General features: G+C 66.1%; 1 protein-coding gene. It reads left to right on the top strand.

Features of this window, described 5'->3' with window-relative positions:
• A partial coding sequence (locus ACI3KU_RS18930; protein WP_404923886.1) for an SdrD B-like domain-containing protein occupies positions 1 to 1418 on the top strand: 1418 nt, incomplete at its 5' end.
• Positions 1419 to 1474 lie beyond the last annotated feature (56 nt).

Genomic DNA, 1474 nt, shown 5'->3' with positions numbered 1-1474 from the left:
CGGACTCGAACCCGGGTGCGGATGGCGAGTACGCGTTCACCGCTCCGACAAAGGGTGGCAACTCGACCGCTCCGGGCAAGGCTGATGACCCCACCATCGATGCGGGTTACGCACCGCCGGTGCTGGTGTCTGTGGGTGACTACGTCTGGGTTGATGCGGACCGTGATGGCGTCCAGGATGCGGGTGAGAAGCCGCTTCCGGGTGTTGAGGTCAAGCTGTTCGACAAGGACGGCAACCTCGTCGGTACGACGAAGACGGATGAGGACGGGTACTACGTGTTCACCGACCTGACCCCGGGTGCGGAGTACACGGTGCAGTTCCCGACGACGGTGACGGTGGGTGGGGTTGAGTACCCGCTGACCCAGCCGGGTGCGGGTTCGGATCGTGGTGCGGACTCGAACGCGGGTGCGGACGGCAAGTACACGTTCACCGCCCCCGCGAAGGGTGACAACTCGGCGGAGCCGGGTAAGGCGGATGACCCCACGATCGATGCCGGGTATGTTGTCCCGTCGGTATCGGTGGGTGACCTCGTCTGGTTGGACACGGATCGTGATGGTGTGCAGGATGCGGGCGAGCCCGGTATCCCGGATGTCACCCTCACGTTGACGGGTCCGGACGGCAAGCCTGTCACCGATGTGTTCGGTAACCCGGTCGGTCCGATCAAGACCGACAAGGACGGCAAGTACTCGTTCGAGAACCTGCCGGTGCTGGCTCCGGGTCAGGAGTACACGGTCACGGTGACCCCGCCGGCCGGATACCTGCCCACCCTTCCGGGTGTGGGTGAGCCGGGCACGGACTCGTCCACGGGTTCTGCCACGTCGGGTGAGTTGAGCACGGATGGTGCCCGTGATGACACCCTGGACTTCGGGTTCTTCCCGAACCTGGTGTCGATCGGTGACTACGTGTGGCTGGACGAGAACGGCAACGGTGTTCAGGACCCGGGCGAGAAGCCTCTCCCGGGTGTGGAGGTGAAGCTGTTCGACAAGGACGGCAACCTGGTCGCTACGACCACCACCGACGAGAACGGCTTCTACGTCTTCACGGACCTGAAGCCGGGTACCGACTACTTCCTGGAGTTCCCGACCACCGTCACGGTGGACGGCAAGGAGCACTTCCTGACCCGCCCGGGCCAGGGAGCGGATGGTACCGACTCGAACGCTGACCCCGCGACCGGACGCGTCCCGGTCACCACGCCGAAGACCGGCAACAACTCCGCCCTCCCGGGCGAGGTTGATGACCCGACCTACGACGTGGGATACGCGCTCATCCCGGCCATCACCCCGACCCCGACGCCGACGCCCAGCGCGCTGCCGTCGACCGGTCTCGGTGACATGACCCCGCTCGCGGGCCTCGCCGCCCTGCTGCTCCTCGCCGGAGCGGGTGCGATCATCGCACGCCGCCGCACCAGCCAGCAGTAACAGCGGTAAACAAGAGCGGGCCCGTCGCGACAGCGACGGGCCCGCCTTCGTATGTC

It is taken from the genome of Microbacterium sp. ZW T5_56, from assembly GCF_044987425.1.
Taxonomy (GTDB): Bacteria; Actinomycetota; Actinomycetes; order Actinomycetales; family Microbacteriaceae; genus Microbacterium.
Note: the sequence above shows the minus strand (reverse complement) of the source record. Positions and strands in the feature narration are given on the sequence as shown.